Origin of the sequence: Shewanella glacialimarina, assembly GCF_020511155.1 — a bacterium.
Taxonomy (GTDB): domain Bacteria; phylum Pseudomonadota; class Gammaproteobacteria; order Enterobacterales; family Shewanellaceae; genus Shewanella; species Shewanella glacialimarina.
Window position 1 is genome coordinate 4,347,052 of sequence record NZ_CP041216.1, and the last position, 24,860, is coordinate 4,371,911.

Sequence of the window (24,860 nt, forward strand, 5' to 3'; positions counted from 1 at the left end):
CTCAGGGAGGAACCAAGTTAGAAGTTAACCGTCAGTGACGCATTAACGTCATAGGCGGTGTCGACAACGGGTAGCATTGAGAACGCGTTACCGGCAATCACATCGTCAACATTCATCGGTGCACCTACTGGTGAGCCACTTCCGGTATATTCATAGTCGTAATACAAACCGGCTAACTTGATAAACATTTTTGGATTTATATCAAAAATATAATAGGCTTCAGCTACATGGCCACGGGTCGCTAGCTTACTGCCGATAGGATCATCTTGCGCTTGGGTGAACGGACTCCAGTATTTAGAACCGTAGTTATATTCCAAGCCGAACTTTCCGTAGGGTGCAGGTATTTGCATACCGACATAAATGCCATAGCCATCTTTAGTGTCACTATGAACCGTTTCTTTTGGCACCATAATGATTTCAGTCCCCGTGCTGTTCAGCTCAGCTTCAAATACTGCGTCACTTAACATGCCGCCAAACAAACCGGCATTACCGTTTGGTTCTGCGCGAGTCCAACCGAATGAAGCAAACATTTTCATATCGTCATCGGTTTCATAGGCATAACCTAGTCCCCCTAAGAACAAATCACCAATCACACCGCTGGGTTGTACGCGGGTAACGAAGTTAAAGTTGTCAAATTTTTGCATGTCTTGATACATAGTTGGAGCAAAGATACCCGCCAGTTGAGTCGGGAATGCCATGGTGCCTGTAAAGCCATCATTGACATCTTTAGCGCCGAATAAAGTGAACTGTAAGAAGTGGTTTCCGTCACTGACAACGTCGATATTAAAACCACCGAGGTGAGTATCTTTGGTGATAATGTCGCCAAATAATTCGCCATTACCGTACTGTGATTCAAATCCTTGACCATAGCAAAAACGCACTGTTTGACCTTCGATACCGGTAATATCACTGAGATCATAGCCTAGCGTTAGGCCATCGAAGTTGAAGTTAACTAAATGACCTGATGGCGTGCCGCCTCTGAGTTCATTTTCACGATAGTGACTTGGTGGGCCGTAGGTTGAAGGGCGGCGTCCAATCGAAAGATAGGTGCCGCTGCCGTTAATGTCTTTCCAGTTAAAATAGGCGCGTTCTACTTTTAATTCATCACCACTGGTGTACCGCTACTGGTGCCATCCATAGTGAATGAATTCCACGAATCAAACACTTTAACGCCAGTAGAGTCTCCCCAACTTTTAAACATGGTTAAACGTCCGGAAAAACTGACGTTATCCCATACTTTAGCATCAATATTTAAACGCAACCGCGTGGTGTAAAAAATCTCATTATCAATATCTTGCTGGGTTTTTGCCCCTAACATCATAGGCATAACGCCTTGTAGCATACCGTTTTGAAACGCGCTGGCTAAATCAGGGTTCGCTATCATCATTTGGCCTAACGGAGAGGTAGCACTATTCGGGTCACCAAATGCTCCTGACATGGCTTTCGCGCCAAAGTCAGAGAAATTAACGTTCATGGCCGGGTTCCATGTGACATTTTGGTAATGTAAAGAATGCGCTTTAGTTCTAAAGTCACCAGTGATTGCAACTCTGTCTAACGCGGTGTGACGTTCGGTTTTATCAACCCGTGAATTTAAATCGTCAAGATCTTCAGTTATTGTTGCGAGCTGTTGTTTTAAATCAGCAATTTTCTGGGCATCTGCGTCTGCCGCAAGGCTAGCACCGCTCATAAAGAGCGCATTAGCAACGAGTATTGATATGAGAGTTCTCATGTTATTTCTCCCCAAACCTGCCTAATAAACAAGTCTATTTGGCAAATTTTAGTTGTAAAAATCCCTGAGGCTTAGCCCCATTATTTTTCAGTTTGATTAGTGGCTGACGTTTTCGCTTAAGACGAAAGGTACTCAGCGTTTATGATTTAGCCGCAGGTTGCTGGTTGATCTGAATCAGCGGCATGGTCATATAAAAACTGTTGAATATCTTTTAAGTCTTTTTCTGACAGTGCCTCAAAAACGGCAGGTTTGGCTTTGTGCATATCGCGAGTGAAAAAGCGATCCCACTGGCTCATGGTTTTGGTCATTGGAGTGAGTTCTTGCCCTTCACTATTTGCACTGTGGCAGGCTTTACATTCTTTTTTGTACAGGTGCTTACCTTTTTTAGGGTTTCCACCTTCAGCGGCCATAACTTGACTACCAAACGATAATGCTATGGCGATTGCTATACTAACTTTAATATAAGTGTTCATCTGTTTATCCTCTGTAGGGCTTTTTATGGGTGCTACGTTAGCAAGGTGTCATTATTTCTTTGCTGTAACTAATGTTACCTAAAAGGGGGTAGTGTTAATTTGAAGTAGATCATATCCATGCAAAAAATCTAATTGATAAAAATATAATTGATAAAAATCTAATGGATATGATTATAACGAGCATGTTATTAATAATTAATCGGTCTTGGCATTACTTAAAAAGCTACGCTAGGGAGGAAATAAAGCTAATAGAACAACCTCGAGGGGGAGTGTTAAGAATATGGGTAATGAGTTAAAACGAAAAAATCGCCCAAATGGGCGATTTTTAATTAATAACAATATAGCCTACGACTCGGCTAACTCATCCAATGGCAACCAATTTACTGTCACACCAGCCTGTTGAAACATCTCTTGTGAAAGCTTAATTTTTTCACCCCAGCGTGATAAAAAATCAGCATTTTGTTCAGGGCAAAAGACGCCAGTAATACCTGTTTGAATTATTTTTGCTGCACAATTAGGGCAAGGAAAGTGCGTCACCCAAATATCGCATCCATCAAGGTCACGCTTGGCAAATAAAATGGCGTTTTCTTCGGCATGCAATGTTTTAAGCAGCTTCATTTCCCTGTCGTCGGTTTCAGCACTGTCTGAAATACCGTGCGGATAACCATTAAAGCCAACTGACACAATACGATTATGCTTGGTGATCACCGCGCCCACTTGAGTCGACGGGTCTTTACTCCAAGATCCCACTAACTCAGCCATTTGAAAAAAACGTTTTGCCCACTTTGAAATCATACTAAAAGCCCTAAATGAATGACAAATAACAATCTTATTCGATAAAACATCATACCTGATTAATAAATCATACTACTAAGATATCTGATGAAGTAATACTTTAGAGACCCTCTAACATCTTGGTCCACTTATCCAAATAAAATGGATGCTCAGTTAAACTAAGCGCACTTCTCAGTGAATCTTTAGCCTTATCGACCTCGCCTAATTGAATATAAGCTTCAGCTAGGGCGGCATGTGCTCCCGCCTCTTTAGGATAAGTTTCAATAGCCAGCATAAAAGTACTTAACGCGGTTTGAGGATCCGTTTTTAACTGACTGTCTGCTAATAATGTTAACGATTCAACAGCTGAAATCTCAAAACCATATACCTGTTTTGACAAGTGCTGATAATACTCAACAATCGCTTTAGCGCCCTGCTTGCCGATAACTGAGTCAGGTTTAACCGTGTTATGCACATCATTAAATATCATCTCAATACCGTTGGCGGTAGCCAGTATAGGTTGGGTCATATAATAACTGCCGTCAAAGCGCTTTATTTGATAGTTCAATTGACTATTGGCATTGGTTTGAATGATACCTTCAAGCTTAGCAAATGAATCTAGTTGCCTCTGCTCAAAGTCACTATCACTGGTGCTAACAAATAGAAATCTTGGTTTGTCTTGCATGTTTTTAAGCTTTTTAGGCGCGTCATTTAGCACATATGCAAAGTCTGCTGATAACACTGGGCTAGCAGCAATATAGGCATTAAATAAGCTAGGACGATTAATTAAGCTGTAGAGCACTAAACCAGCATTACCAGTAAAGCCGTTAAAAATACGAAAGCCGTTGGTGCGATAGCGTTCATCAATTGCGGGCAGTAAATCTTGCTCAAAAAAGTCCAGTAGTGCCTGATCACCTTGTTGCTCTATTGCACGCTGCTTTAACTTTCCCAAGGCTTGATGGCCATCCGGTGCGGTAATAATGATCGTTTCAGGCCATGGCCAACCGCCGTTATGGCTCATCCAGTCGTGCATTCCAACCAGCATTAAATGACTTCTTGGATGTAAATCCAACAGAACAACATAACGTGTGTTCGGTGACTGTTGATAATTATGTGGCAAAGTCACCATGAAATTGGCCGACTCAGCACCCAGTAAAGTGGACGTTACCTTAAGTTCTTCGGTGGTCGAAATGGGGAAAGCGGGTTTAGCATAAGGCTGACTTGACCAGAATATAGCAATAAAAAACATGAGTGCTAAAAAGTAATAACAACGTAGGGATTGAATCATATTCGTCCTTGAAAATAGGTAGCTCAAATGAGTACATCAGTTGATCCTAACTTAACACCCAAAAGCTGAGCGTACAACTTTCAAAAATTTGTTGTGATTTATGATTTACTTACAACAAATCCTCAGCTTAGATAATGCAATTAAGCTAGCCATTAACAACAATAAAGCATAGGATCACAGGCAAGTTAATTTGTTTATTTGGAGTCACAAAACATTATGAGTATTAGAGCCATCATCGTTGATACCGCTGGTACCACTACCGATCTAACCTTTATTCAGGATGTATTATTTCCTTACTCCAAAAAAGCAATGGCTGACTTTCTTGAGCAAAATCAAAGTAATGCATTGGTTGATTACTGCATTAGTGATGTTAAAGATATCGCGCTTGAACCTGAAGCAGATCTTGCCCGTGTCAATGAAATTTTATGCCAATGGATTGATGAAGACCGTAAACTGACTCCATTAAAAACCTTGCAGGGATTGATTTGGAAACAAGGCTATAGCCGCTCTGAATTTAGAGGCCATATCTATCCAGATTTCATCGACAATATTGACCGCATTCTTAACGCAAACCTGCGTATTTATAGCTTTTCATCTGGATCTGTCGACGCGCAAAAATTACTGTTTAGTCATACCGACTCAGGTGATTTAACCGCTAAATTTAGCGGTCATTTTGATACTCGTACCGGTAATAAATTAGACAAGCAGGCGTACAGCAACATTTGTAACACCATCAGCTTAAAACCAAAACAGTTGCTGTTTATTTCCGATAGAGTGGAAGAGTTACAAGCCGCAGAAGCTGCGGGGTTAATGACTTGCCAAATGGTAAGAGAGCCAAGTGCCAACACGGCTAAATTCAAAACCATTACCACATTTGATGAACTGTCTGTCTAACAATCTCCCCCCACTATTAAGGTGGGGGAAGCATTATCACTCTACTTGATTCACTGGCTTTGGTAACATTCGACCAAAAGCAACTGAAACACATGGTTTAATAACAAAGTCATAATCATAAACAGCACTACTATTGCGTGTTATTGCCAGTATTTCATAATCATTCAATTCTACAACGTGTGAATCTGCCGATTTTTCACAACGAGACAAGTTATCTGCCTCGAACGTATAAGCAAATAATGCTACCGCCTTACGCACCCCTAAAGAGTAATTGTGGTGGACCTGCTTGAAGTCAATCTCTTGAAATATATTGATATTAAGGTTCATACCCTCTAGTTGTTTGTCATCTGTGGTACTGAGATTGTCATTCTCTTTGGCTAGAGGTTGTTCCAGCTGGTCTAATATATCCTCTCTCATATTTACATCTTGTTGGTTTAGCACCTGAGAAACTGGACTGTTCGGATCTTCAATATTACTTTCTAGATCAACACCTAACAACATCCACAAATGGTAAATCACCACAAAAGACAACATCACTCTGACTAAAAATGTACTACGTCGAAAAGTACTATGATGTATAAATTGAGGTGACTTGATACCTAATGGCCTCAATATCCATATAAATAAGAAGTAAGCAGGTGACATAATCTGCACTAAAAACATCACGATCCCGCTGATAATAATGAACCAAGCAGGGATATACAGCAGAATGGCGAAGTTATGAGTGTAATTAAAATGTTGAGCTGGCACGCCCACGACATCATTAACCACCGCGCTGGCATTTGCCAGAGCAAAATTAGCGATTATGGCATAAAACAATAACAGTACTGCTTTACCCGCCAGGCTATGCCAAACTTTTTCAAAGATAGGCCAAAACTCTAGCAATATGGCGAGTAAACTGACCAGTGCAACTAAAGCCAATGGCTGCTTAAAAATAAGTAACAAAATGGCAAGCAGATAGAACTTTTGCGCAATAGACAATTGATCACGCAATACAATCAATCGACTAATTAGCTGTTGGAATACTAATTTGGGTATTGCGGCAGCTTCTGGCAACTTAAACGACTTTATTCGTGCAAACATGATTCTCTTACTCACTTTGGCCATCGCATCAGAATACGTATGTTATTTATAAAAGCAGCCATTTAAGCTAATGGCAAAACAATAACATAACGTGTTTTTATACTTGTTGTCAGTATCAATGATTGCTAAATTGGTGTTATATATTAAACGACCGTTTAAAAAAACTTATACCAACTTATAAGAATAAGGATAAGCCACATGGAAGACTTTATCGCTGAACACCCTATCCACACCAAGATCCCGGTCGCATGGGGCGAAATGGATGCCTTACAACATGTCAATAATGCTGTTTATTTTAAATATTTCGAAACTGCTAGATTAGACTTTTTTAATCAAATAAACTTACTAGAAGACTTACATAAAACGGGAGTTGGCCCTGTTTTAAGTGAAACTAACGCACGCTATAAACGCCCAGTAACCTTTCCCGACACCTTAATTATTGGTGTGACGATTAGTGATATTCAAGCTGACCGTTTTATCATGCACTACACTGCATTCAGTGAGGCACAGCAAGCGGTGACAACCCAAGGCTGGGCTAAAATAGTGATGTTTAACTTTAAAACAGGTAAAAAAGCCGATCTAACCCCGCCATTACTCAATGCGCTAACGCTTTATGCCAAATAATAGAGAAAAGAGTATGGATAATATTGCTGTCGTACATCAGCCAGAGCTGCATCGTTTTGTAGCTGGTTCAGAGGATGGGCAAGCGTTGTTGGAATATCACTTAGCCAATAAAACCATCAATTTTCACCATACTTTTGTACCACCATCAATGTGCGGCAAGGGGATGGCTGAAAAATTGGTACGAGTAGGGTTAGGCTGGGCGAATGAGCAACAACTGACTATAGAAGCCAGTTGCAGTTACGTACAAAAATTTCTGCGTTAAATTAGCTAGCATCTCACTTACAGTCGCTAAACGCTTACCCCCGTTAGGTCAGCTAATTGCGTTTTTACCGCATCAGACAATGGCTGACTTTTTTCTGCTTGATAATCGTAATGCACCATAGTGGTTTTTGCTTCGGCGGTTTGCTTGCCTTCTTGCCAGCAACTTTGAGCGATTTCAAAACTGCTGTTACCGATACGGCTAATGTGGGTTTTTACCGTTACCGTTTTACCGTAAAACGTGGGCGCATTAAACGCTATGGTAAAACCTGCAATAATCATATTCCATTTTGATAAATCTTGTCCTGGATTTACAATTTCAAAAACAGGATCTCTTGCCGCCTCAAACCACACCGGAATAACGGTATTGTTAATATGGCCTAGGGCATCGGTTTCACAAAAGCGCGGTGTTAAATCCAAAGAAAACTGAGTCACTGGCACGGTAATTCCTTATTATTATAATCGGTATATTCAGGGTCATCATCGCCAAACTCAATTCAGCGGCAACAAGAGTTTAATAGAGTCATCAAACATCATCAAAGAAGTCTTTGTCTCGAATATACTTATGCATGTAATGATATGCAAACGGTGATATCAACCAGCTTATAATACTTAATAAAAATCGATTTACCGGATGGATATTGTCATAAATTCTTTCATTATGTAGCCACAGCATTTTACCCACATGGTAGTAAATACCCGGTAAAGGAGGCAGAAATGTCACTATATCGACGCCACAGCAAATACGATAAGTACGTCTATGTAATAGATATTGCTGCTGAAAACTCTTAAACCCCGGCGCAGGTTGACCAAATGTCACTACCCGCTTAATTGCTCGGGGAAAGTCTCGCTCTAACCTATCGGCAGCCAGAATAGCCATCGCACCGCCAGATGAATGTCCCGTTAAGCTAATACGTTTACCGGATTGAATTAGAGGAGTCAAAATAGTAAGCAGTTGTTGATAAAGGCTGACACCCGTCAGATACTCAGGAGGTTTAGGGTTGGCTGTTTGCTCCAGTAAATACTCATATCCTCCATGCACTCGATACTCGGCATCAGCAAAAACTTTGGTTACTGGCCAGCACCAGGTATTAATCCACCACTCATTCACCGTTTGCGAACCGCGAAATACCACCAGCACTTCCGTTTGATCTTCACGCCACAGAATTCGTGCACAAACATTGCCCCAACGATTGGCAATCTGTTGATAATTCTCTGCCGCAAACCCTAACTTCTCAGGCGAAAAATCAGCTTTATACGTTACCTTACAAAGCACCGCATAACGTTCATATTGATAGCGCTTAAGTTTTTTCAAATCACTGTAGTCAGTCAAATATTGCTACAAACTAGTATAGTAGCAACTGATGACAGTTCTGTGATGTGTGTAACCAGAAAAAGTTTGTACTTAATCAATTTATCAATTACAAACGCCTTTCGCGTTTAGCTAGCTCTTCAGCTGCAATCTCTGCTTGAACTAATTTATAATCTTCTACGCTATTTAATCGATGCTGAACAAAAATATGATATTGCTTACTACCCAGAATAAAAATAGAGAACACCGCAGCCAAAGCAGCAACCAGCTTAAAGACAAATATCCCAACATAGAACTCATCTATTATAATTAATGGTGTAAGTAGGATTAACAGAATATAAAGGAGACCCTTTAATATCTTTACTGCATAAAATGAACCCTGCACAACCAGAAAATTAACCACGCAAAAAATAAAACAACGACAGCAAGGGCTACTAACGTGACTTCTGGTGGTGAGGAAAAATAAAACGACATTATTAACGAGGTTATAGTGCTTATTGATACGGTCATTAACAGTGAAGCGATTAAAAAGAGTACTATCGACCGTATTGGTGGAATCAACCCAACCTCGGCATTGTTTGTGTTCTGTTTATATTTCATCATTCAACAGCCATCTCTTGATAAATGCCAATAGCCAAATTCTTTACGGTGCCAGAAAATGCACTACCAGAAAAACTCATCGCAGCCCCTAAAGCATCGGTTATTTGAAGCCTAAAAGACGCAGTGATATGTTTTCCTGAGTATTGTTTAACAACGCCTTTTTTAACCATATTTTTCAACGCTTTTTTAGATGCACCAGGGATATTCAATCTTAATAACTCAGCACTTAATCTTCTTTGCTCGGGTCGTGATAGCCCTTTTAACAAATCATATGTCGTCTTTCCCGTTTATGCCTGCATTAACTTAATACTTTTTAGTGTTACTGCCGCAGATGCTCCCGCTCCAGCAAGAGAAACTAAATCTAATGCAGAACAAGTATTTTGATACTAATCTTAGAAATCTAGAAAATAATTAAATGTAGAGCTATTTTCTCTTCTTTGTTGACATTTCAGCCTTAAAAGCCGCTTGAACTTCTTTAAGGTCTTCCGCTGCATCAAATTGATACTGAACAAAAAAATGGTAATGCTTATTATTTAATAAATAAAATGTCAAAAGTGCGGCTATCATACAGATAAAGTAAAAAGGGATATAATGTGTCTTATATTCCATCAACAACACTGAAGGCAGAAACACTACAAATAACACAGAGAGGTAATATTTAAAAATTTTAACAGCAAAAAAAGAACCTCTTAAAATGGCAACATTAACACCGCAAAATACAATCGCAGATCCAAATAGATAAAAAAGTTTTCCTGTAATTTCTACATCTACGTAAAAATCTAGAATAATTAAATTTAATGCTCCAATACAAAATAACATCAGCATAGTAGAAGCTAAAAATGCCAAAATAGACTTAGTTGGCGGAACAAGGCCTACAATATCATCGTCGCTTTTTTGCTTCTTTTTATGTTGCATCAATCAGAAATCTCCTCATAAATACCTATAGCAATTGTCTTTAAGGTCCCACTAAAAGCACTTCCTGTAAAACTCATCGATGCACCTATTCCATCTCTAAGTTTCAGGCGAAATGCATCAGTTATTTGTATTCTGGTATACTTCTTCATCAATCCTTTTCTGGCCATGCTTTTAAGCACTCGACCTGAAGCTCCAGGTAAATTTAATCGATTTATCTCATAATTAAGTCTTTTTTTATCAGACCTAGATAAACCTTTTAAAATTTCTAGAGTGTTTTTACCAGTACCTAACTGCATTAATTTAACAGTTTTAAGAGTCGCTAATGATGCTGCGCCTGCACCTGCCAAGGATATTAAATCTAAAGCTGTACTCGTATTTCTATACCATTCTTGTGAATCTAATAAGTCATTAATACTAGGATCGTACCTCTCGCTATAAATTCTGACCCCACTATTAAAGCATTGCATTGTACTTGCTGTAGATGCTCCAATAGCCAAATAAGTTATAGCACTGCTTGTTCCTCCAGTTAATGGAATAGCAGCCCCGCTTCCCAGTACAACAGTCCAGCCAATAATGGCAGCACCGCAACTTAATACTGAACCAGCAATCTCGCTGACTAGCTTTGACTCTCTAACATTACCTTGGCTACCTCGAAGATGTGAGGCAAACTCAGCTTGATTTAGCATTCTAGGAGGTTCACGCAACACGATTTTAATTGGATTAATTTGACAAACTGGCTCAAATTTTCGTAATTCTATAATCGTAAAATTACTATCAACGAATACAACACCTGCGCCAGCTAACCCATATATATCATCAATATGCTTAAATAGTTTTTCTAAATCTATTTGAGTGTTTATACGATCTCTAAGCTGCTGCTCTTCGAAGCTTTGTAATGCAGTCTTAAAAACAGGCTTACCATTAACCATAGCGATACCCATGGTTCCCTCCACAAGCTATAAGAAAAAATCTATTTTACTTTTATTTCAAATTCACACAATTATCACTAAGTATTAGCTTTTAAAATCAACGCACCAAAAGATTAAAGGACACCTAAGCGTCCTTTAATCAATTACTAACAATCAATCCCTACATTAATAAGAGGTATTAATACATCGCATTAATCTCGTTAGCATACTTGTTATAGATATTTTTGCGCTTGAGCTTCATCGTGGGGGTAATTAAGCCTGACTCCATGGAAAAGGCTTCAGGAAGTAACGTAAACTTTTTGATTTGTTCAAAGCTAGCAAGCTCATGTTGCAACTCTTTCAAACGCTGCTCAAAATGCTCGACCACTTGAGTGTTACGCAGCAAATCGATTGGATTTTCAACGCTAATCCCTTTCTCTTTCGCCCATACCTCTAATGCTTCAAATGCTGGTACAATTAACGCGGACACATAGCTTCTAGCATCCGCAATTATAGCCACCTGCTCTACAAACGGGCAGCAACTGACTTTGCCTTCAACACGTTGTGGAGCAATATATTTGCCGTTGGACGTTTTCATCAACTCTTTAATACGGTCAGTAATATGCAAGTTGCCATCAGCATCTATCATGCCTGCATCGCCGGTTTTTAACCAACCGTCTTCAAAGGCTTCTGCGGTGTCTTCTGGGCGATTAAAATAGCCGCGCATCACAGTATCACCACGCACTAGAATTTCACTGTTGTTACCGATTTTTATTTCCATGGCGTGTAACGGTTTGCCATTTGACCCAGTTACGCGATTACTTAATGTATTACAGGTAACCGTGGCACAGGTTTCTGTCATGCCATAACCACATAAAATAGGCACACCAATACTGTGAAAAAAAGCGGTAACATTCACGTCAAGGGCTGCACCGCCGACAGGCATAAACTTCAACCGCCCGCCTAAGACATTTTGTAACTTGCTAAACACCAGCTTGTTAGCCAATTTCCACTGCACAGACAACATCAAGTTGGCTGGTTTACGGCCTTGGCTAACTTCAAATTGGCGCGCACCTATGCCTATTGCCCAATGAAATAACTTTTGTCGTAAGGCTGGTGCGGTATTTACCTTGTCATGTACTGCGCTATACACTTTTTCAAGAAAACGCGGTACAACACATAATGTGTGTGGTTTTACTGCTGCAATGGCCTGTTTAATGCGATGAGTATCATTTAAATACACATTTCGGCCACCACGACATAACACGTAAAAGCTCCAGCCACGCTCAAACACATGACTTAGCGGTAAGAAGGCTAATGACACATAACCTTCTTTAAAGGCTATTTCAGTATCATGTTGTTCAACCATTGAGGCGATATTACGATAATCCAGCATCACACCTTTAGGATCACCCGTGGTACCTGAAGTATAAATTAGCGTCAATAAGTCATCCAAAGAGGTCTGCGATAAACGCAGTATTAACTCATCTTCGTTAGCCGATGACACAACTGAACTTAACAGAGTGTCTAAATGAAAATGTTCATCTGAAGCTAACACAACTGCACTGTCAAACACCACAATATGTTCAACCGTTGAACACTGAGCTTGGATTTTACACGCTGTGTGATATTGGCTTTCATCACCTGCAAAAATCACCTTTGCCCGAGCATCATTAACAATGAATACAGCCTGCTCCATGGTGCTTGTGGGGTAAACCGGCACAACTACATTACGCGCCTTTAATGCCCCAATATCAGCACAGCTCCACTGGGGACTGTTCTGCGCCAAAATGACCACTTTATCTTGAACATGCAAACCAAAACCAATCAACAACTGTGCTATTTTACTGGTGATAGTATCAAACTGCTGCCAGGAAACCGTATTCCACGGCGCAGCCATTTCAAAACCTTCAAGGGCAATTTTGTCGCCTAAAGCTTGGCTTTTTTGTTGAAGAAGTCTGACGATATGATATTTTTCAAGGATCATTTAAGTGCTACCTTTTTAGCTTACAGCTGTACTGCTTTTTGTTGCATTCTACCTGAAGCAATAATAAACAATAAGAGTTTTTGCTCTATTCATGAGCTAAAGTTCAACTTTTAAACCATTACATTGAGATTTATTGATCCATTAAGCCATTTTTCCACAACTGCTTTCGCCCCAAGGTTAATAGTATTATTGCCAGTAGCAGTAGCGTGCCGTCAGCGACTAGCCAATAAACCATGTTAGCTTGCACCTCAAATGAGTCAAAACTTAACGATATAAATACCGAATGGGCAATCATCAACACCATAGACACTGACAACTGGCTAACACTTCGACTTATGGCCCCAAACCCCAGAGCCATAGCAACGCCCCAACCCGTAGCTAACAGCAAATGAATAATGAATAAGAAAGATAACCCTTGGCCAAATAGATTGCCCACCAAGCAAACTAATAGCATCACTATTAAGGATAGCCCAACAAATCGATAAGAAGCATCATGAAACGCTTTTTGTAAGCCCACTAAGCCACTAAAACAAGGGAGTAAAAATAAAGTTTCACTACTACGCCAACGCTGCAATCGAGTCCAATGCACTAAACTTGCCGCCATTAGTAATAATTGTCCCGCTAAAAATGGTACCGGAAAATCCCAGCCAAATAAGTTAGATAAAACAAATAACAATGAGCCAATAAGAACAATAAAGATAAGTAATAGCGCCAATAATGGCCCCACAAAGAAATTAATAGGATGTAGTTGACGGTTCAACCAATGAAGCAAAATACTTTGTTTTAAGTTAGGTACCCACACCCACCCCATTTCCATGCCATTTAAGTAAAGTTGCCGGGCGTTGGCATGCCAACTTAATAAACTAAACTGTATTCTTACGGCTGCAATCATCACCGCCATCAATACGATTAATAACACTGGAGAAAACTGAGCTGCAACGCTATCGATAAACACTATGCCAATAAATAACAACATTGAAAATTGAAAACCATGTTGCCATCGTAAGCTTAAAACCAAAAAAGCTAACGCCACAATTGAAGACAGCAACACAGTATTAATACCCTGGGGAGCCAAACCTAAAGCAAGTAGCATAGTCAGAATAAAGCACCCAAATAAAATAGCGCACGCTTGCACAACTACATTACGTTGATAGCCTGGAATAAGTCGGCTAGTTTCGGTGGCGACTAAGCGATTTATTTGCCACGCCACCGCCAGTACGGTTGACGCTATAGACATTGACAGCATCATGCTAACGGCACTGGTTTTACCCACGTAAGCACTTAATAATGCGATTGCTATACCCACTAACGCGGTTAACAAAAAGCTAATGCTGCCAATATCGTATGCCCACAAACGCCACATACCTCGATAGCATTGGGGGTTAATAAAATCAGCTAACTTAACACTACCTGGAATAAGCCGTTTACTGGCATGTAAAAAATCGCTGAAAAGGGCTTTCATCGATGCAGCTCCATAAACAGCTGTTCTAAATTCAATGATTGTTGATTTAATAATCCTGGGAATAGCTCATCACCCACACAATCATCCGCCACTATCGTACGGGTGCCTTGGGTTTCAGTTTGATGCAACACAACTAAGTGGGCAGGCAATTGCGCATCAGAACTGACTTTCAATAATTTAACCTGTTCACGTAACGCGTCAATTTCTTTAAACAACACCAACTGGCCTTGCTTAATTAACGCCACATGGCTAGCTACGCGCTCTAAATCTGAGGTGATATGTGATGAAAACAGCACAGCAGAACCAGACTCCAGCGCCAAATCAAACAAATCTGTCATAAATTTGCGTCTTGCTATTGGATCAAGGCTGGCCACTGGCTCATCAAGGATTAACAGCTGAGGTCGATACGCCATTGCCATGATTAACGCTAACGCTTGGCGTTGTCCTACCGACAGTTTCTGCACAGATTGAGTGGCATCTAAATCAAACCTGACCAACCAATCTTGTTCTAATTGAATATCCCAATCAGGATAAAAACTGCGATGTAAATCTAACGCGCGATCGACGGTAAAACCTTCGTAACCAAAAGGCTGCTGTGGCACATAACCAATTTTAGCTTTGGCTTGAGCTGATAACATTAAGGGTGCTTGATTTAACGTACTGATTTCGCCTTGATCAATATCCAATATACCTAATGCACAGCGCATTAAGGTCGATTTCCCTGCACCGTTTTGTCCCAATAACCCCACAACCATGCCCGGTGTGAGTTCTAATGACAGATTATTTAACGCCACACGCGCCGCTTGTTTTCCCTTGGCAGGATAAGTTTTACTGACATTTGAAAATGTGAGTATTGGCGAGACTTCTCTGGTCATTTTTAGCGATTCCTTGCATGTATAATCTAAGTGTTCACTTGGTTGTGTGAGCTTACTCTTGCCAATGCTGGCCAATTAACACTTCTAACTCAGCTAAACTCACACCTAGCTGCTGAGCTTGAGAAATTAATTCTTTAATTTTGGGTTGTAATAAACTGCTACCAGAAGTGGTATGAGTATCTGTGCGAGCCGCGACTATTGAAGGCTGCCCACGACGACGCTCAATCCAGCCTTGATCGACTAATTGTTGTACCGCACGTGATACCGTCATTGGGTTGACCGCTAAAAACTCAGCCATTTGCCTTACTGAAGGTAATACCTCATCAGCTTGCAACTGTCCGCCCACAATCAAACTGACTATTTGATCATGTAATTGACGATATATAGGTTCGCCGCTGCTGGGGTTGACATTTAATAGTTCTAACATTAGTCTCTAACAACTGTATTAATACATTGATACACTCATACACTTATAGTAAGTTAACACAATCATCTAAAAATGCAAAAAGGAAACGTTGCGATGATCTATAGGAAGTTTGTCAGCAAAGCACTTATCTCAAGGCTAAGCCCAACCGCTTTATGCCAATCGGCAAAACTTGCTCGTCGTGGTACCGCTATCGTTATTGCGATGGTGTTTGCCAATATTAGTATTGCAGCTGAAGTCGACAATCAGCTGAATATTATCAAATCAGCTAAAACCAGCGCGTGTTACTTAGAAGGGATGTCTGAGCAGCTACAATGTGGCAAAATTAGTGTGCCAGAAAATCCGCAAAAACCAGATGGAAAGCATATTGATATCCACTTTGCGATATTACCGGCGATTAAAGATACTCACCCAAACGAAGCCTTATTAGCGATAGCCGGTGGCCCAGGACAATCAGCGATTGATAATGCCGCTTGGTTTGACAAATTACTCAGTAAAGTCCGTCAGCAACGTGACATTTTACTGATTGATCAGCGCGGCACCGGTCAATCAAATCTCCTTAACTGCGAAGACAGTGAAGCGATATCTATGTTGTCATTTAACGATGAAAACATAGATGTAATAGCTGAAACAGAAAAGTGTTTAGCGCAAACCGATGCCGATATAACCCAATACGGTAGTGAGACAGCCTTAACCGATTTTGAAGCGGTACGAGAATATTTAGGCTACCAAAAACTGCATCTTTATGGCATTTCGTACGGCACAAGAATGGCGCAGCTTTATCTGCGTCATTACCCCGAAGTACTTGCCACAGTCACACTTGATGGTGTTGTGCCAATGCAACAAAGTGTTATTGCAATTGGCAGTGCTATTGAGCGTGGGTTTGAGTTATTAATGCGAGATTGCGCCAGTAACACCGCTTGCCAAGCACAATATCCAGATTTATTAGCCGACTTTACCACCGTCAATAAACGCCTTAGTGAAAAAGCCATAACCCAAAGCGTGCGTGACCCACAAACCAATGATCCAAGCACATTGTTACTGACCCGCAGTAAGTTTACCGGTGCAATTAGAATGGGACTATATACCCCTGTTATACGCGCACTATTGCCCCACGCAATTCATCAAGCAGCCAAAAAAGATTACCAACCCATTCTGGGTATTTATACTTTAACTTCAGATAGTATCGGCATAGCAATGGGCATGCATGCCTCGGTGGTATGCGGTGAAGATATACACCGTATATCTGATCAAATGCGTAAAGACGCCAAAGAATCTTACATCAGTGCGAGCATGATTGAAGGCCTTGAGAAAACCTGTGAAGTATGGAAAATACCGCCGGTTAAAGACACCTTTAGTGAGCCCATCCGCAGTGATTTACCGACATTATTGTTATCTGGTGAATTAGATCCAGCAACTCCACCTAACTGGGGCGCATTAGCGCAAACAGAAATGACTAATGCTAAGCATTTTATATCGCCATTCGCCACCCATGGTGTGGCAGCTCAAACCTGTGCCAACGATCTCATTGCTGATTTGGTTGACAGTGGTAGCGTGAAAAACTTGGATGCCAGCTGTTTACAAAAAGATGTTCGTCGCAGCTTCTACCTCAACGCTAACACCGTTGAGCCACTCACCGTTGCCACGCAGTCAAACGTTGAAGGCAATGCCACAATCACACCAGCGGCTGAAAATACCGTCGACATGATAAAAGAGACTGCGGCAGATAATGCAACTGACAGTGTAATAGATAACCCAACTGACAGTGTAATAAACAACTCTACCGATAATGCCACTGGCACGGATAAGGAATAATCATGATTTCAGTGACCAATTTATCGAAAAAAATCGGTGATGTTCAAGCATTGAATAAACTGAGCTTTAGCGCCCAAGATGGCCATATAACCGGTTTACTCGGCCCAAACGGTGCCGGAAAAACCACCTGTTTACGCACTTTGTTCGGCTTGTTAAAGCCAGACGAAGGCTATGCAGAAGTAGACGGCATTAACATTGCCGATAATCCTATTGCCGCCAAACAACAGTTAGGCCTATTTCCGGATCCGTTTGGCTTATATGAGCGCCTAACCCCGCGCGAGTATATTACCTACTTCGCTGAACTGAGTGGCATGTCACGCAAAGACGCTAAAGTCGCGACCGAGAATGTCATCAACCAGCTCAATTTAAGTGACATTAGTGACCGACGCTGTAAAGGGTTTTCACAAGGGCAACGGATGAAAACCGCCTTAGCACAGGCGATAGTCCACCAGCCAACCAATATAATTTTAGATGAACCCACCCGTGGCCTAGATGTAATGAGTACCCGCTTATTACGCGATATTTTAGTAGACCTTAAAGCACGTGGGCACTGCGTACTATTTTCAAGTCACGTTATGCAAGAAGTCGCCGCGTTATGTGATCACGTTATCGTTATGGCCAATGGTCAAGTGGTCGCCACAGGCAGTCCAGACGAGCTGTGCCAACAAACGGGTGAGGCTTCATTAGAAGAAGCCTTCATTAAACTTATCGGAACTGACGAAGGGATCGCAGCATAATGAATAAACTCATCGCAATGGTGCGCAAAGAACTCATTGATGCCGCACGTGACAAACGTTCAGTAATGGCGGGTTTATATTACGCCATCGGTACGCCTTTACTTATGTGTGCCATGTTTATGGTGCTAATTGGTCAGCTAACCAGCCCTGAAGATTTAAACATCACCATTAATAAAGCAGATAACGCACCCGATCTAGTGCGTTACTTAGGCAGAAAAGGCATTAACCAAGCAGACTTAACTACTGAGCCAGACGCCGATGTTAAAGCAATTATATTAACCATTAGTGATGATTATGCCGCCAACATGGCCAAAGCAAAACCTGCAGAAGTCATTTTAGAAGCAGACAACTCTAATGAAAAACTGCAAAAGTCGATCCGTCGTCTACAGCTTGAATTACAAGCCTATAGTTCAGAAATGGGCAGCTTACGTTTAATCGCCCGCGGCATTAACCCGCAAGTGATGCAACCATTAAAAGTGAATGTAAAAGATCAAGCCACTCCTGATTCAAAAGGCGGCATGATTTTAGGTATCGCAATTTTCACCATGATTTACTCGGTATTTATTTCGGGAATGAATTTAGCCATCGACACCAGTGCCGGCGAGCGCGAACGTAATTCATTGGCATTAATGCTCAGTCACCCCATTAGCACCCGTCAACTTGTGTTAGGCAAAGTGATTGCGGTAACCACTTTCGCCTTACTCGGCTTAGTGCTTATTTTGCTTATATCCAAAGTGGCCTACACCTTTGTGCCATGGCAAGAGCTGGGCTTTAGCATCAATATCTCCACCGACTTTATGGGACTGATGTTCGTCATTGGTATTCCTGTCGCCTTGATGGCTTCAACCTTACAATTGTTTGTGTCATTTATGGCTAAAAGCTTCAAAGAAGCTCAGTCATATTTAACCATGGTGTTGTTTGTGCCACTGGCACTGTCAATGGCAGCCAGTTACAACATTGCCCCAGATGCATTGCAGTGGTTGCCAGTATCGGGACAACAGCAAGCATTAATGGACTTTATCAAAGGCAAAGATATCCCTATGCTGCAGTTAGCAGTGTCCTCTATTGCCACATTAGTAATCTCAATCGGCCTAATGCTTGGGATGGAAAAAATGCTTAAAAGTGAAAAGGTCGTATTTGGCCTATAACCTTTGTCATTCACCCAATCCTTAGTGTTTATCGGTAAGGATTGGGTCATTAAATACTAGAAAATGAGGAATTTAAAATGGAAAATGATTTCGCAATAATGGCCCTAGTGTTGATTATCGTCATTGGCACTACTGCATCAGAAATGTTTAAGTACTATATGAAGCACAAGCAAAACTCAGACACAGGGAGCATGGCCGAGCTTAAGTCACAAAACCAAGCACTGATTGAACGAGTACAAGTGCTAGAAAGGTTAGTCACCGACAGTGATTTTGAGCTAAAGCAGCAGTTTAAAAAGCTATAATCAGCTGAACTGCCATCAGTTGATTAATTGTTGAGGTTACATTTTGATCCTAATACAGCATCTAAAATGTAGCCTCAATACTAAAAATCTTACGCAATTGCTGTACCTGGCGCCGGCAACGATTTCAACATCAGCAAAACTCGCTTTGTTATGAGTTAATTGGGGTGGATTGATAGTAGCAACGGAGAAAAATAACAGCGCTAAAGTGTGGCTAACGGTCGAACAAAAGGATTTTCGGCATAAATAATAGACAAGCCCACACCAACTCAACCGCTCAAACCGACTATCCTAAATAGAGTATTAGGCGAACCTTAACAACACCGGATTTTATAAGCCTATCCATCAAGACGACTATCCCTAGAGACTATTTGGATTCAGGCTTTACTGATTAATAGCTCTGTGTGCAAAAGCATTTCAACAAAAGCCAAGTCTAAGGCAGCACATTCAGCATCACTTTATTTCGGCCAGTATTTTTAGCTAGGTAGAGCTGCTTATCTGCCAATTTTAATAAATCATGAAATTGGTACTGCAGAGCATTTTCAAGCGACTTAGGCACCACCTGTACCCCAATACTGATTGTCAGCCACAAAGTATCATCAACATGGTGCTTAATGTGTAAGTTTTCCACCGCACTTCGTAATGTCTCAGCGATAAAGGCTACTGCTTGGGTATTATCATCTTTCACAATGACACAAAACTCTTCACCGCCATACCGGGCAACAAGCGCATCATGGGACGCCATGGTCTCCATTAAACAACAAGCAACATCCACTAAAGCCTTATCGCCAGCAAGATGATCATGCTGGTCGTTATAAAGTTTGAAATGATCAATATCTATCATCATCACACTAAAACCCGTCGCTTGTTGATGCCATTCTGCCATCACATTGTCCGCAAAAGCCTCTAATCCACGACGATTAGTGATTTCGGTTAACGCATCCTGAACCGTTAATGTTTCTAAATAGTTTTGTTGTTCATAAAACCGAATTAACAGCTTATTAAATGAATTAGACACATTGTCTATTTCATCAATAAAGTGCTGATTAGGAACCTTAGCCATTAGATTATCATTTGAAGAGGCATTAATACTGCTGTTGAAATGGATCAGAGGTAAAATTAAAAATCGCGATAACATCATCATCGACAATGACACTATCAGGGTAGCAATTAACAATAACAAAATAATTGAAACAGCATCTAACTTAGGGCTTGATCCTTTTCGATGATGCACTGTGATAACCATAGTCTGATCATCAAAGGTATTACGGATCAGCCAACTGTGTGAAGCATTTACTACCTGTAACTGATCAAAGCTAAAAAAATCATTCATGGGTTGTGCATCAGCAGGCGTATTAATCTTTTTATCCATAGAAAAATGCACCATAGAATAGCCGGCAATTTCGTCTATCATCTCCTTATCGACTAACCTGGCCATAGTGATACTACCCGCGATAACGCCATAGCCTTCTGAAGGTAAAATAGTCGTGTTAGTGATATAAAATAACTGTTCTGCTATCACATAATATCCATGACGAGTTGAAGCTTGTTGTGCAGAGATATCTGCCGCAGATGGTAATAAAGTTTTTGCTTCGGTTGCTGTTTTTCCCTCAACAAATTCTCTTAACGCTGAGGAGCCATCACGGATCGATTCATCTAGGTATTGCCAAACCAACTGCTTATCAACAGTATGGATAAACACCGCATCGACATTAGCCACTTCAAATGCATTTGATAATAAATTACTGGCTATGAATTCGTCCGATGGCGCATAAACAAACTCCACCAAACTGTCCCAAACCGCGTAGTCATAGGTTAGGGTGGTTAAATTTTTAGCCGATGCGGAAAAGGCAGCTTTAAGCAAAATATATTCTTGTTGCTGCTGGTCAACAACTTCAGCATTAATGCCAGGAAGGTAAAAAAAGTAATAAATAGTCATAACTAAACACGCAACACTTATCAAAAGTGATGATAACAGCAGCAATGAAAAGCGTTTTAACGTCATGCATATTCACTCAAATTCAAATATTACTATTGAGTGTAGTCGTGATTTTTCATAACGATAATTTATCTATTTATAAATTATCGATAGATTTCATATTTTTAAAACATAAAAAAGCCCAAACAATGTTGGGCTTAAACAGGGTAACAATCAAAACCTATTTTGCCTTAGGCCTAAACGGCTTTATTACCGTTTCATCGCACTCAAGAAACGGCCCCTCCATTAAATCGATACAATATGGAATAGCGGGAAATACTGCATCTAAGCATTCGCGAATTGATTTAGGCTTACCGGGTAAATTAACGATTAATGAATCACCTCGAAGACCTGCGGTTTGACGGGAAAGAATTGCGGTTGGCACAAATTTTAATGACTCTGCACGCATTAACTCACCAAAGCCAGGCATCATTCTATCGCATACCGCTTCAGTAGCTTCTGGGGTTACATCGCGTTTTGCAGGGCCTGTACCACCAGTAGTCACGATTAAACTGCAGCCTTGGTTATCGGCCATATCAATTAAAGTTGCTTCAATAACATCCCGCTCATCGGGTATCACTTGATAAACAGGTTCCCACTGCGAGGTTAAATACTCATTAAGTACGTCAATAATGGCTTTGCCTGATAAATCTTCATAAATGCCTGCGCTGGCACGATCGCTCACTGTAACAATACCGATTTTCGCTTTACTCATGTTATTTATTCCCTAGTGTGGGTAAAAAGTAATATTGATAATAGGCCGTTAATTTAACAAAAAAACCTATGTTCACAAAATCTTAAACTGATATCTTGATCACTGAATGACTATTTGAGTTGTTTAAACGGCATTGTCAGCCATACACGCTATTAAAAGCCGATATAACCGCGCGAAGAGCGGGAGTGTGAAGAGGTGATAACGATAAAGGTTAACAAGACAGCATCATTCTGATGGCAAATTTAAACTGATTAGCACTGATAAAAAACGTCCTCCAACTAGCTAATTATTAACATACTGGGCTAGCACACAGTCGACAGCCATTTGGGCCACTTTGATTAACGCTTCAACGTTTGTTCCTTCTGACGCCTGTACCGACATCCCCTGAAACAAAATTGCCATTAACCTAGCTAGGTCTTCAGGACAGCATTCCTCCTTCAACTCACCCTGCTTTTTAGCGGTTTCAAATCTTGCGACTAAATTTTGATTATGTTGTGCCTTTCGTTCAAGTATGGCCTGTTTGATTGACTCGCTCGCTTCGCTGCACGATAAGGTGCTGTTGGCCAAGGCGCAACCTTGCGGGTGATTAGTATCGGTAAACTGCATAGCCGCGCCGAGTAATAATCCCTTAATAACATCACCAATATGATCACATTGAAATGCCTGATTAAAGAATGATTCAGGTCGACTTTCATATAAATCAATCGCCTTTAGAAACAATTGCTCTTTATTACCAAATGCGGCGTAAAGGCTCGGTTTTTTAATTCCCATCGCAGCGGTCAGCTCGCTTAAAGACGCCCCTTCATAACCATGACGCCAAAATACATCCAATGCTTGTGCTAAAGCAAAATCAATATCAAATCCACGAGGACGTCCGACACAAGCTGTCTTTATTTCTGTCAAAACATCACCTCTTTAAATTGATTAATTGTTGATGATTAATAAGTTAACCAAACACTGAAAAAGAATCAGCACACTTTACCACAACGCCATACTTTGACTCAAAGTCTGAATCACTTACCTGTGGGGATTATTGAGTATGTTACACGCTACCAACATCAAATAAAGACCTTAATGTATCAAGGTTGACCCAAGTCACTAAAGCTAACTTGCCCGGTAACAGATTGCCTCATCGTAAATAACATATCTTATAAAATAATTTAATACTTATCGGTACACATTTAATTGACAGGTCTATTTTAATCTATATATTACCGTTCGGTACAGAACATTTTTTACCTTTTGGTACAAATTTAACTATTAGACAACAAAAGCAACACACTAGATGACATCAAAGCCATTGTTGAAAGGACAATTACATGAACAGATTTACATCAATTCAATCCACACTGATAGTAAGCCTAACCGCATTGCTATTAACCGCATGTGGTAATGAATCGCCTCCACAACAAGCTATGCCACCAGCAGCCATCGAAGTGAATGTTGCCAATGTGATCCATGAACGTATTACCGAATGGGATCAGTTTACCGGACACTTACAAGCTCCTGAAGAAGTTACCCTAGTGCCTCGCGTATCGGGATACATAGAGTCGGTGAACTTTAAAGAAGGGGCGCTGGTTAATAAAGGCGATGTGTTATTTACTATCGACTCGAGAGTTTTTGCTGCCGAAGCTGAACGTTTACAAGCTGAGTTAACCAGTGCCATATCCGCCAATGAACTGGCTAAAAATGATTTTGAACGCGCTAACAAATTGTTTAACCAGCAAGCCGTATCTGAAGAATTAATTGATACTCGTCGCAGTAACTTACACCAAACTGCGGCTGCGGTGGCATCGGTAAAAGCGGCACTAACACGCGCTACACTCAATGTGGAATACACCCAAGTCACAGCACCCATTGCTGGCCGGGTATCTTACGCCAATGAAACTGCGGGGAACTATGTTACTGCGGGGCAAACCCAGTTAACAAGTTTAGTGTCGACCTCAAATATGTATGCCTATTTTGATATCGACGAGCAAACTTACCTTAAATACTCTTCGCTATCGGCTCAAAACCAGCGTCAAGATCCGCGCTCTGGTAACAATACTGTACTAATGGCATTAGCCAATCAAACCGAATTTACTTATCAAGGCGTTATCGACTTTGTAGATAACGCTGTTAATCAGCAAACAGGCACTATCAGAGTGCGTGCTTCATTTGAGAATTTAGACAATCGTTTACTACCAGGCTTATTTGCCCGTATCAGTATTGCTGGCAGTGCGTCATATCAAGGTATTTTAATCGACGACAAAGCGATTTTTACTGACTTAAATAACAAGTTTGTACTTGTGGTTAACACGCAAAACACCCTTGAATATCGTGGTATCACTTTAGGTGAAAAAATTCATGGCTTACGTATTGTGACCGCGGGTTTACAGCCAAAAGACATCATTGTGGTGAATAGCCTGCAAAAAGTGCGTCCCAACGTCACTATCACCCCTAAATTAACAGAAATGGCCGATAGCAGCCAAATTGAAGCACTACATCAAGCACAGCTACTCTTTGATACTCAGCCACTCACAGCACGCGTTGCTGATGACGCTAATCAAGGCTAAGGAACCA

The 24,860-nt window shown here is 40.8% G+C and carries 25 protein-coding genes and 1 pseudogene; 8 read left to right on the top strand and 18 right to left on the bottom strand.

The annotated features are described in order from the left end of the window. Positions 1-17: 17 nt before the first annotated feature. The 4 genes and pseudogenes from FJ709_RS19070 to FJ709_RS19085 all read right to left on the bottom strand — a co-directional run bounded on the left by FJ709_RS19070 (position 18) and on the right by FJ709_RS19085 (position 4,264). Positions 18-1,729 (bottom strand): annotated as a pseudogene (locus tag FJ709_RS19070) (DUF3373 domain-containing protein). Between the two features lie 146 nt (positions 1,730-1,875). After that, a complete protein-coding gene (locus tag FJ709_RS19075) occupies positions 1,876-2,202 on the bottom strand; it encodes a c-type cytochrome (protein ID WP_226412083.1) in 327 nt (108 codons plus the stop codon). 345 nt (positions 2,203-2,547) lie between these two features. Continuing rightward, positions 2,548-2,997, bottom strand: a complete 450-nt coding sequence (locus FJ709_RS19080; RefSeq protein ID WP_226412085.1) for a dCMP deaminase family protein — start codon at positions 2,995-2,997, stop codon at positions 2,548-2,550. A 100-nt stretch (positions 2,998-3,097) separates the two neighbouring features. Continuing rightward, positions 3,098-4,264: an alpha/beta hydrolase-fold protein gene (locus FJ709_RS19085; RefSeq protein WP_226412087.1), complete on the bottom strand. Its 1,167-nt coding sequence runs from the start codon at positions 4,262-4,264 to the stop codon at positions 3,098-3,100. Positions 4,265-4,480: 216 nt separating this feature from the next. Here FJ709_RS19085 and mtnC point away from each other — a divergent pair, with 216 nt between their 5' ends. Then, entirely contained in the window at positions 4,481-5,158 is a 678-nt protein-coding gene (gene mtnC / locus FJ709_RS19090; RefSeq protein ID WP_226412089.1) for an acireductone synthase, read from the top strand. A 36-nt stretch (positions 5,159-5,194) separates the two neighbouring features. Here the strand turns inward: mtnC and FJ709_RS19095 are convergent, their stop codons facing one another. Then, complete coding sequence (locus FJ709_RS19095) at positions 5,195-6,241, bottom strand: hypothetical protein (RefSeq protein ID WP_226412091.1); 1,047 nt, start codon at positions 6,239-6,241, stop codon at positions 5,195-5,197. Positions 6,242-6,439: 198 nt separating this feature from the next. On the opposite strand from FJ709_RS19095, the gene FJ709_RS19100 reads away from it, so the two are divergent. Together FJ709_RS19100 and FJ709_RS19105 are read left to right on the top strand one after the other, a co-directional pair. After that, positions 6,440-6,865, top strand: coding sequence for an acyl-CoA thioesterase (locus FJ709_RS19100; protein ID WP_226412093.1), 426 nt, complete (start codon positions 6,440-6,442; stop codon positions 6,863-6,865). A 13-nt stretch (positions 6,866-6,878) separates the two neighbouring features. After that, on the top strand, positions 6,879-7,127 hold the full coding sequence (locus FJ709_RS19105; protein ID WP_226412095.1) for a GNAT family N-acetyltransferase: 249 nt from the start codon (positions 6,879-6,881) through the stop codon (positions 7,125-7,127). A 26-nt stretch (positions 7,128-7,153) separates the two neighbouring features. Here the strand turns inward: FJ709_RS19105 and FJ709_RS19110 are convergent, their stop codons facing one another. From FJ709_RS19110 to FJ709_RS19155, 10 genes are all read right to left on the bottom strand, one after another. Further along, positions 7,154-7,564 carry an acyl-CoA thioesterase gene (locus FJ709_RS19110; protein ID WP_226412097.1) on the bottom strand — a complete coding sequence of 137 codons (411 nt, stop codon included), beginning with the start codon at positions 7,562-7,564 and terminating at the stop codon, positions 7,154-7,156. 85 nt (positions 7,565-7,649) lie between these two features. Further along, the gene (locus FJ709_RS19115) at positions 7,650-8,456 is read right to left on the bottom strand and encodes a lipase family protein (protein ID WP_226412099.1); all 807 of its coding nucleotides are present in this window, start codon (positions 8,454-8,456) and stop codon (positions 7,650-7,652) included. 88 nt (positions 8,457-8,544) lie between these two features. Further along, positions 8,545-8,820 carry a hypothetical protein gene (locus tag FJ709_RS19120; RefSeq protein ID WP_226412101.1) on the bottom strand — a complete coding sequence of 92 codons (276 nt, stop codon included), beginning with the start codon at positions 8,818-8,820 and terminating at the stop codon, positions 8,545-8,547. 214 nt (positions 8,821-9,034) lie between these two features. Beyond that, a complete protein-coding gene (locus FJ709_RS19125) occupies positions 9,035-9,301 on the bottom strand; it encodes a histone H1/H5 family protein (protein WP_226412103.1) in 267 nt (88 codons plus the stop codon). Between the two features lie 157 nt (positions 9,302-9,458). Continuing rightward, the gene (locus FJ709_RS19130; RefSeq protein ID WP_226412105.1) at positions 9,459-9,950 is read right to left on the bottom strand and encodes a hypothetical protein; all 492 of its coding nucleotides are present in this window, start codon (positions 9,948-9,950) and stop codon (positions 9,459-9,461) included. Then, a complete protein-coding gene (locus FJ709_RS19135) occupies positions 9,950-10,891 on the bottom strand; it encodes a hypothetical protein (RefSeq protein WP_226412107.1) in 942 nt (313 codons plus the stop codon). The genes FJ709_RS19130 and FJ709_RS19135 overlap by 1 nt, the downstream gene beginning before the upstream one ends. 166 nt (positions 10,892-11,057) lie before the next feature. Beyond that, complete coding sequence (locus FJ709_RS19140) at positions 11,058-12,845, bottom strand: AMP-dependent synthetase/ligase (protein ID WP_226412109.1); 1,788 nt, start codon at positions 12,843-12,845, stop codon at positions 11,058-11,060. Positions 12,846-12,975: 130 nt separating this feature from the next. Then, positions 12,976-14,307, bottom strand: coding sequence for a hypothetical protein (locus FJ709_RS19145; protein WP_226412111.1), 1,332 nt, complete (start codon positions 14,305-14,307; stop codon positions 12,976-12,978). Then, positions 14,304-15,182, bottom strand: a complete 879-nt coding sequence (locus tag FJ709_RS19150) for an ABC transporter ATP-binding protein (protein WP_226412113.1) — start codon at positions 15,180-15,182, stop codon at positions 14,304-14,306. The genes FJ709_RS19145 and FJ709_RS19150 overlap by 4 nt, the downstream gene beginning before the upstream one ends. A 52-nt stretch (positions 15,183-15,234) precedes the next feature. Next, positions 15,235-15,609, bottom strand: coding sequence for a GntR family transcriptional regulator (locus tag FJ709_RS19155; RefSeq protein ID WP_226412115.1), 375 nt, complete (start codon positions 15,607-15,609; stop codon positions 15,235-15,237). 93 nt (positions 15,610-15,702) lie between these two features. Here FJ709_RS19155 and FJ709_RS19160 point away from each other — a divergent pair, with 93 nt between their 5' ends. The 4 genes from FJ709_RS19160 to FJ709_RS19175 all read left to right on the top strand — a co-directional run bounded on the left by FJ709_RS19160 (position 15,703) and on the right by FJ709_RS19175 (position 19,608). Further along, positions 15,703-17,421, top strand: coding sequence for an alpha/beta hydrolase (locus tag FJ709_RS19160; RefSeq protein WP_226412117.1), 1,719 nt, complete (start codon positions 15,703-15,705; stop codon positions 17,419-17,421). A gap of 2 nt (positions 17,422-17,423) precedes the next feature. Further along, the gene (locus tag FJ709_RS19165) at positions 17,424-18,158 is read left to right on the top strand and encodes an ABC transporter ATP-binding protein (protein WP_226412119.1); all 735 of its coding nucleotides are present in this window, start codon (positions 17,424-17,426) and stop codon (positions 18,156-18,158) included. After that, positions 18,158-19,306, top strand: a complete 1,149-nt coding sequence (locus FJ709_RS19170) for an ABC transporter permease (RefSeq protein ID WP_226412121.1) — start codon at positions 18,158-18,160, stop codon at positions 19,304-19,306. The genes FJ709_RS19165 and FJ709_RS19170 overlap by 1 nt, the downstream gene beginning before the upstream one ends. A 77-nt stretch (positions 19,307-19,383) precedes the next feature. Further along, positions 19,384-19,608, top strand: coding sequence for a hypothetical protein (locus FJ709_RS19175; RefSeq protein WP_226412123.1), 225 nt, complete (start codon positions 19,384-19,386; stop codon positions 19,606-19,608). 430 nt (positions 19,609-20,038) lie between these two features. Here FJ709_RS19175 and FJ709_RS19180 read toward each other — a convergent pair whose 3' ends face one another. The 3 genes from FJ709_RS19180 to FJ709_RS19190 all read right to left on the bottom strand — a co-directional run bounded on the left by FJ709_RS19180 (position 20,039) and on the right by FJ709_RS19190 (position 23,201). After that, positions 20,039-21,610 carry a diguanylate cyclase gene (locus FJ709_RS19180; RefSeq protein ID WP_226412125.1) on the bottom strand — a complete coding sequence of 524 codons (1,572 nt, stop codon included), beginning with the start codon at positions 21,608-21,610 and terminating at the stop codon, positions 20,039-20,041. Between the two features lie 154 nt (positions 21,611-21,764). Beyond that, a complete protein-coding gene (gene mog / locus FJ709_RS19185) occupies positions 21,765-22,298 on the bottom strand; it encodes a molybdopterin adenylyltransferase (protein WP_226412127.1) in 534 nt (177 codons plus the stop codon). Between the two features lie 282 nt (positions 22,299-22,580). Further along, the gene (locus FJ709_RS19190; RefSeq protein ID WP_226412129.1) at positions 22,581-23,201 is read right to left on the bottom strand and encodes a TetR/AcrR family transcriptional regulator; all 621 of its coding nucleotides are present in this window, start codon (positions 23,199-23,201) and stop codon (positions 22,581-22,583) included. 416 nt (positions 23,202-23,617) lie between these two features. Between FJ709_RS19190 and FJ709_RS19195 the strand changes: the two genes are divergently transcribed. Beyond that, the gene (locus FJ709_RS19195) at positions 23,618-24,853 is read left to right on the top strand and encodes an efflux RND transporter periplasmic adaptor subunit (RefSeq protein ID WP_226412131.1); all 1,236 of its coding nucleotides are present in this window, start codon (positions 23,618-23,620) and stop codon (positions 24,851-24,853) included. The last annotated feature ends 7 nt before the right edge of the window (positions 24,854-24,860 follow it).

Excerpts from the sequence above, each read along its gene's own strand:
- FJ709_RS19195 (WP_226412131.1), top strand. The coding sequence starts at position 23,618 with ATGAACAGATTTACATCAATTCAATCCACACTGATAGTAAGCCTAACC.
- FJ709_RS19165 (WP_226412119.1), top strand. The coding sequence starts at position 17,424 with ATGATTTCAGTGACCAATTTATCGAAAAAAATCGGTGATGTTCAAGCA.
- FJ709_RS19100 (WP_226412093.1), top strand. The coding sequence starts at position 6,440 with ATGGAAGACTTTATCGCTGAACACCCTATCCACACCAAGATCCCGGTC.
- FJ709_RS19130 (WP_226412105.1), bottom strand. The coding sequence starts at position 9,950 with ATGCAACATAAAAAGAAGCAAAAAAGCGACGATGATATTGTAGGCCTT.
- FJ709_RS19140 (WP_226412109.1), bottom strand. The coding sequence starts at position 12,845 with ATGATCCTTGAAAAATATCATATCGTCAGACTTCTTCAACAAAAAAGC.
- FJ709_RS19095 (WP_226412091.1), bottom strand. The coding sequence starts at position 6,241 with ATGTTTGCACGAATAAAGTCGTTTAAGTTGCCAGAAGCTGCCGCAATA.
- FJ709_RS19175 (WP_226412123.1), top strand. The coding sequence starts at position 19,384 with ATGGAAAATGATTTCGCAATAATGGCCCTAGTGTTGATTATCGTCATT.
- FJ709_RS19085 (WP_226412087.1), bottom strand. The coding sequence starts at position 4,264 with ATGATTCAATCCCTACGTTGTTATTACTTTTTAGCACTCATGTTTTTT.
- FJ709_RS19150 (WP_226412113.1), bottom strand. The coding sequence starts at position 15,182 with ATGACCAGAGAAGTCTCGCCAATACTCACATTTTCAAATGTCAGTAAA.
- FJ709_RS19080 (WP_226412085.1), bottom strand. The coding sequence starts at position 2,997 with ATGATTTCAAAGTGGGCAAAACGTTTTTTTCAAATGGCTGAGTTAGTG.
- mog (WP_226412127.1), bottom strand. The coding sequence starts at position 22,298 with ATGAGTAAAGCGAAAATCGGTATTGTTACAGTGAGCGATCGTGCCAGC.
- FJ709_RS19170 (WP_226412121.1), top strand. The coding sequence starts at position 18,158 with ATGAATAAACTCATCGCAATGGTGCGCAAAGAACTCATTGATGCCGCA.
- FJ709_RS19075 (WP_226412083.1), bottom strand. The coding sequence starts at position 2,202 with ATGAACACTTATATTAAAGTTAGTATAGCAATCGCCATAGCATTATCG.
- mtnC (WP_226412089.1), top strand. The coding sequence starts at position 4,481 with ATGAGTATTAGAGCCATCATCGTTGATACCGCTGGTACCACTACCGAT.
- FJ709_RS19105 (WP_226412095.1), top strand. The coding sequence starts at position 6,879 with ATGGATAATATTGCTGTCGTACATCAGCCAGAGCTGCATCGTTTTGTA.
- FJ709_RS19145 (WP_226412111.1), bottom strand. The coding sequence starts at position 14,307 with ATGAAAGCCCTTTTCAGCGATTTTTTACATGCCAGTAAACGGCTTATT.
- FJ709_RS19155 (WP_226412115.1), bottom strand. The coding sequence starts at position 15,609 with ATGTTAGAACTATTAAATGTCAACCCCAGCAGCGGCGAACCTATATAT.
- FJ709_RS19180 (WP_226412125.1), bottom strand. The coding sequence starts at position 21,610 with ATGACGTTAAAACGCTTTTCATTGCTGCTGTTATCATCACTTTTGATA.
- FJ709_RS19160 (WP_226412117.1), top strand. The coding sequence starts at position 15,703 with ATGATCTATAGGAAGTTTGTCAGCAAAGCACTTATCTCAAGGCTAAGC.
- FJ709_RS19135 (WP_226412107.1), bottom strand. The coding sequence starts at position 10,891 with ATGGGTATCGCTATGGTTAATGGTAAGCCTGTTTTTAAGACTGCATTA.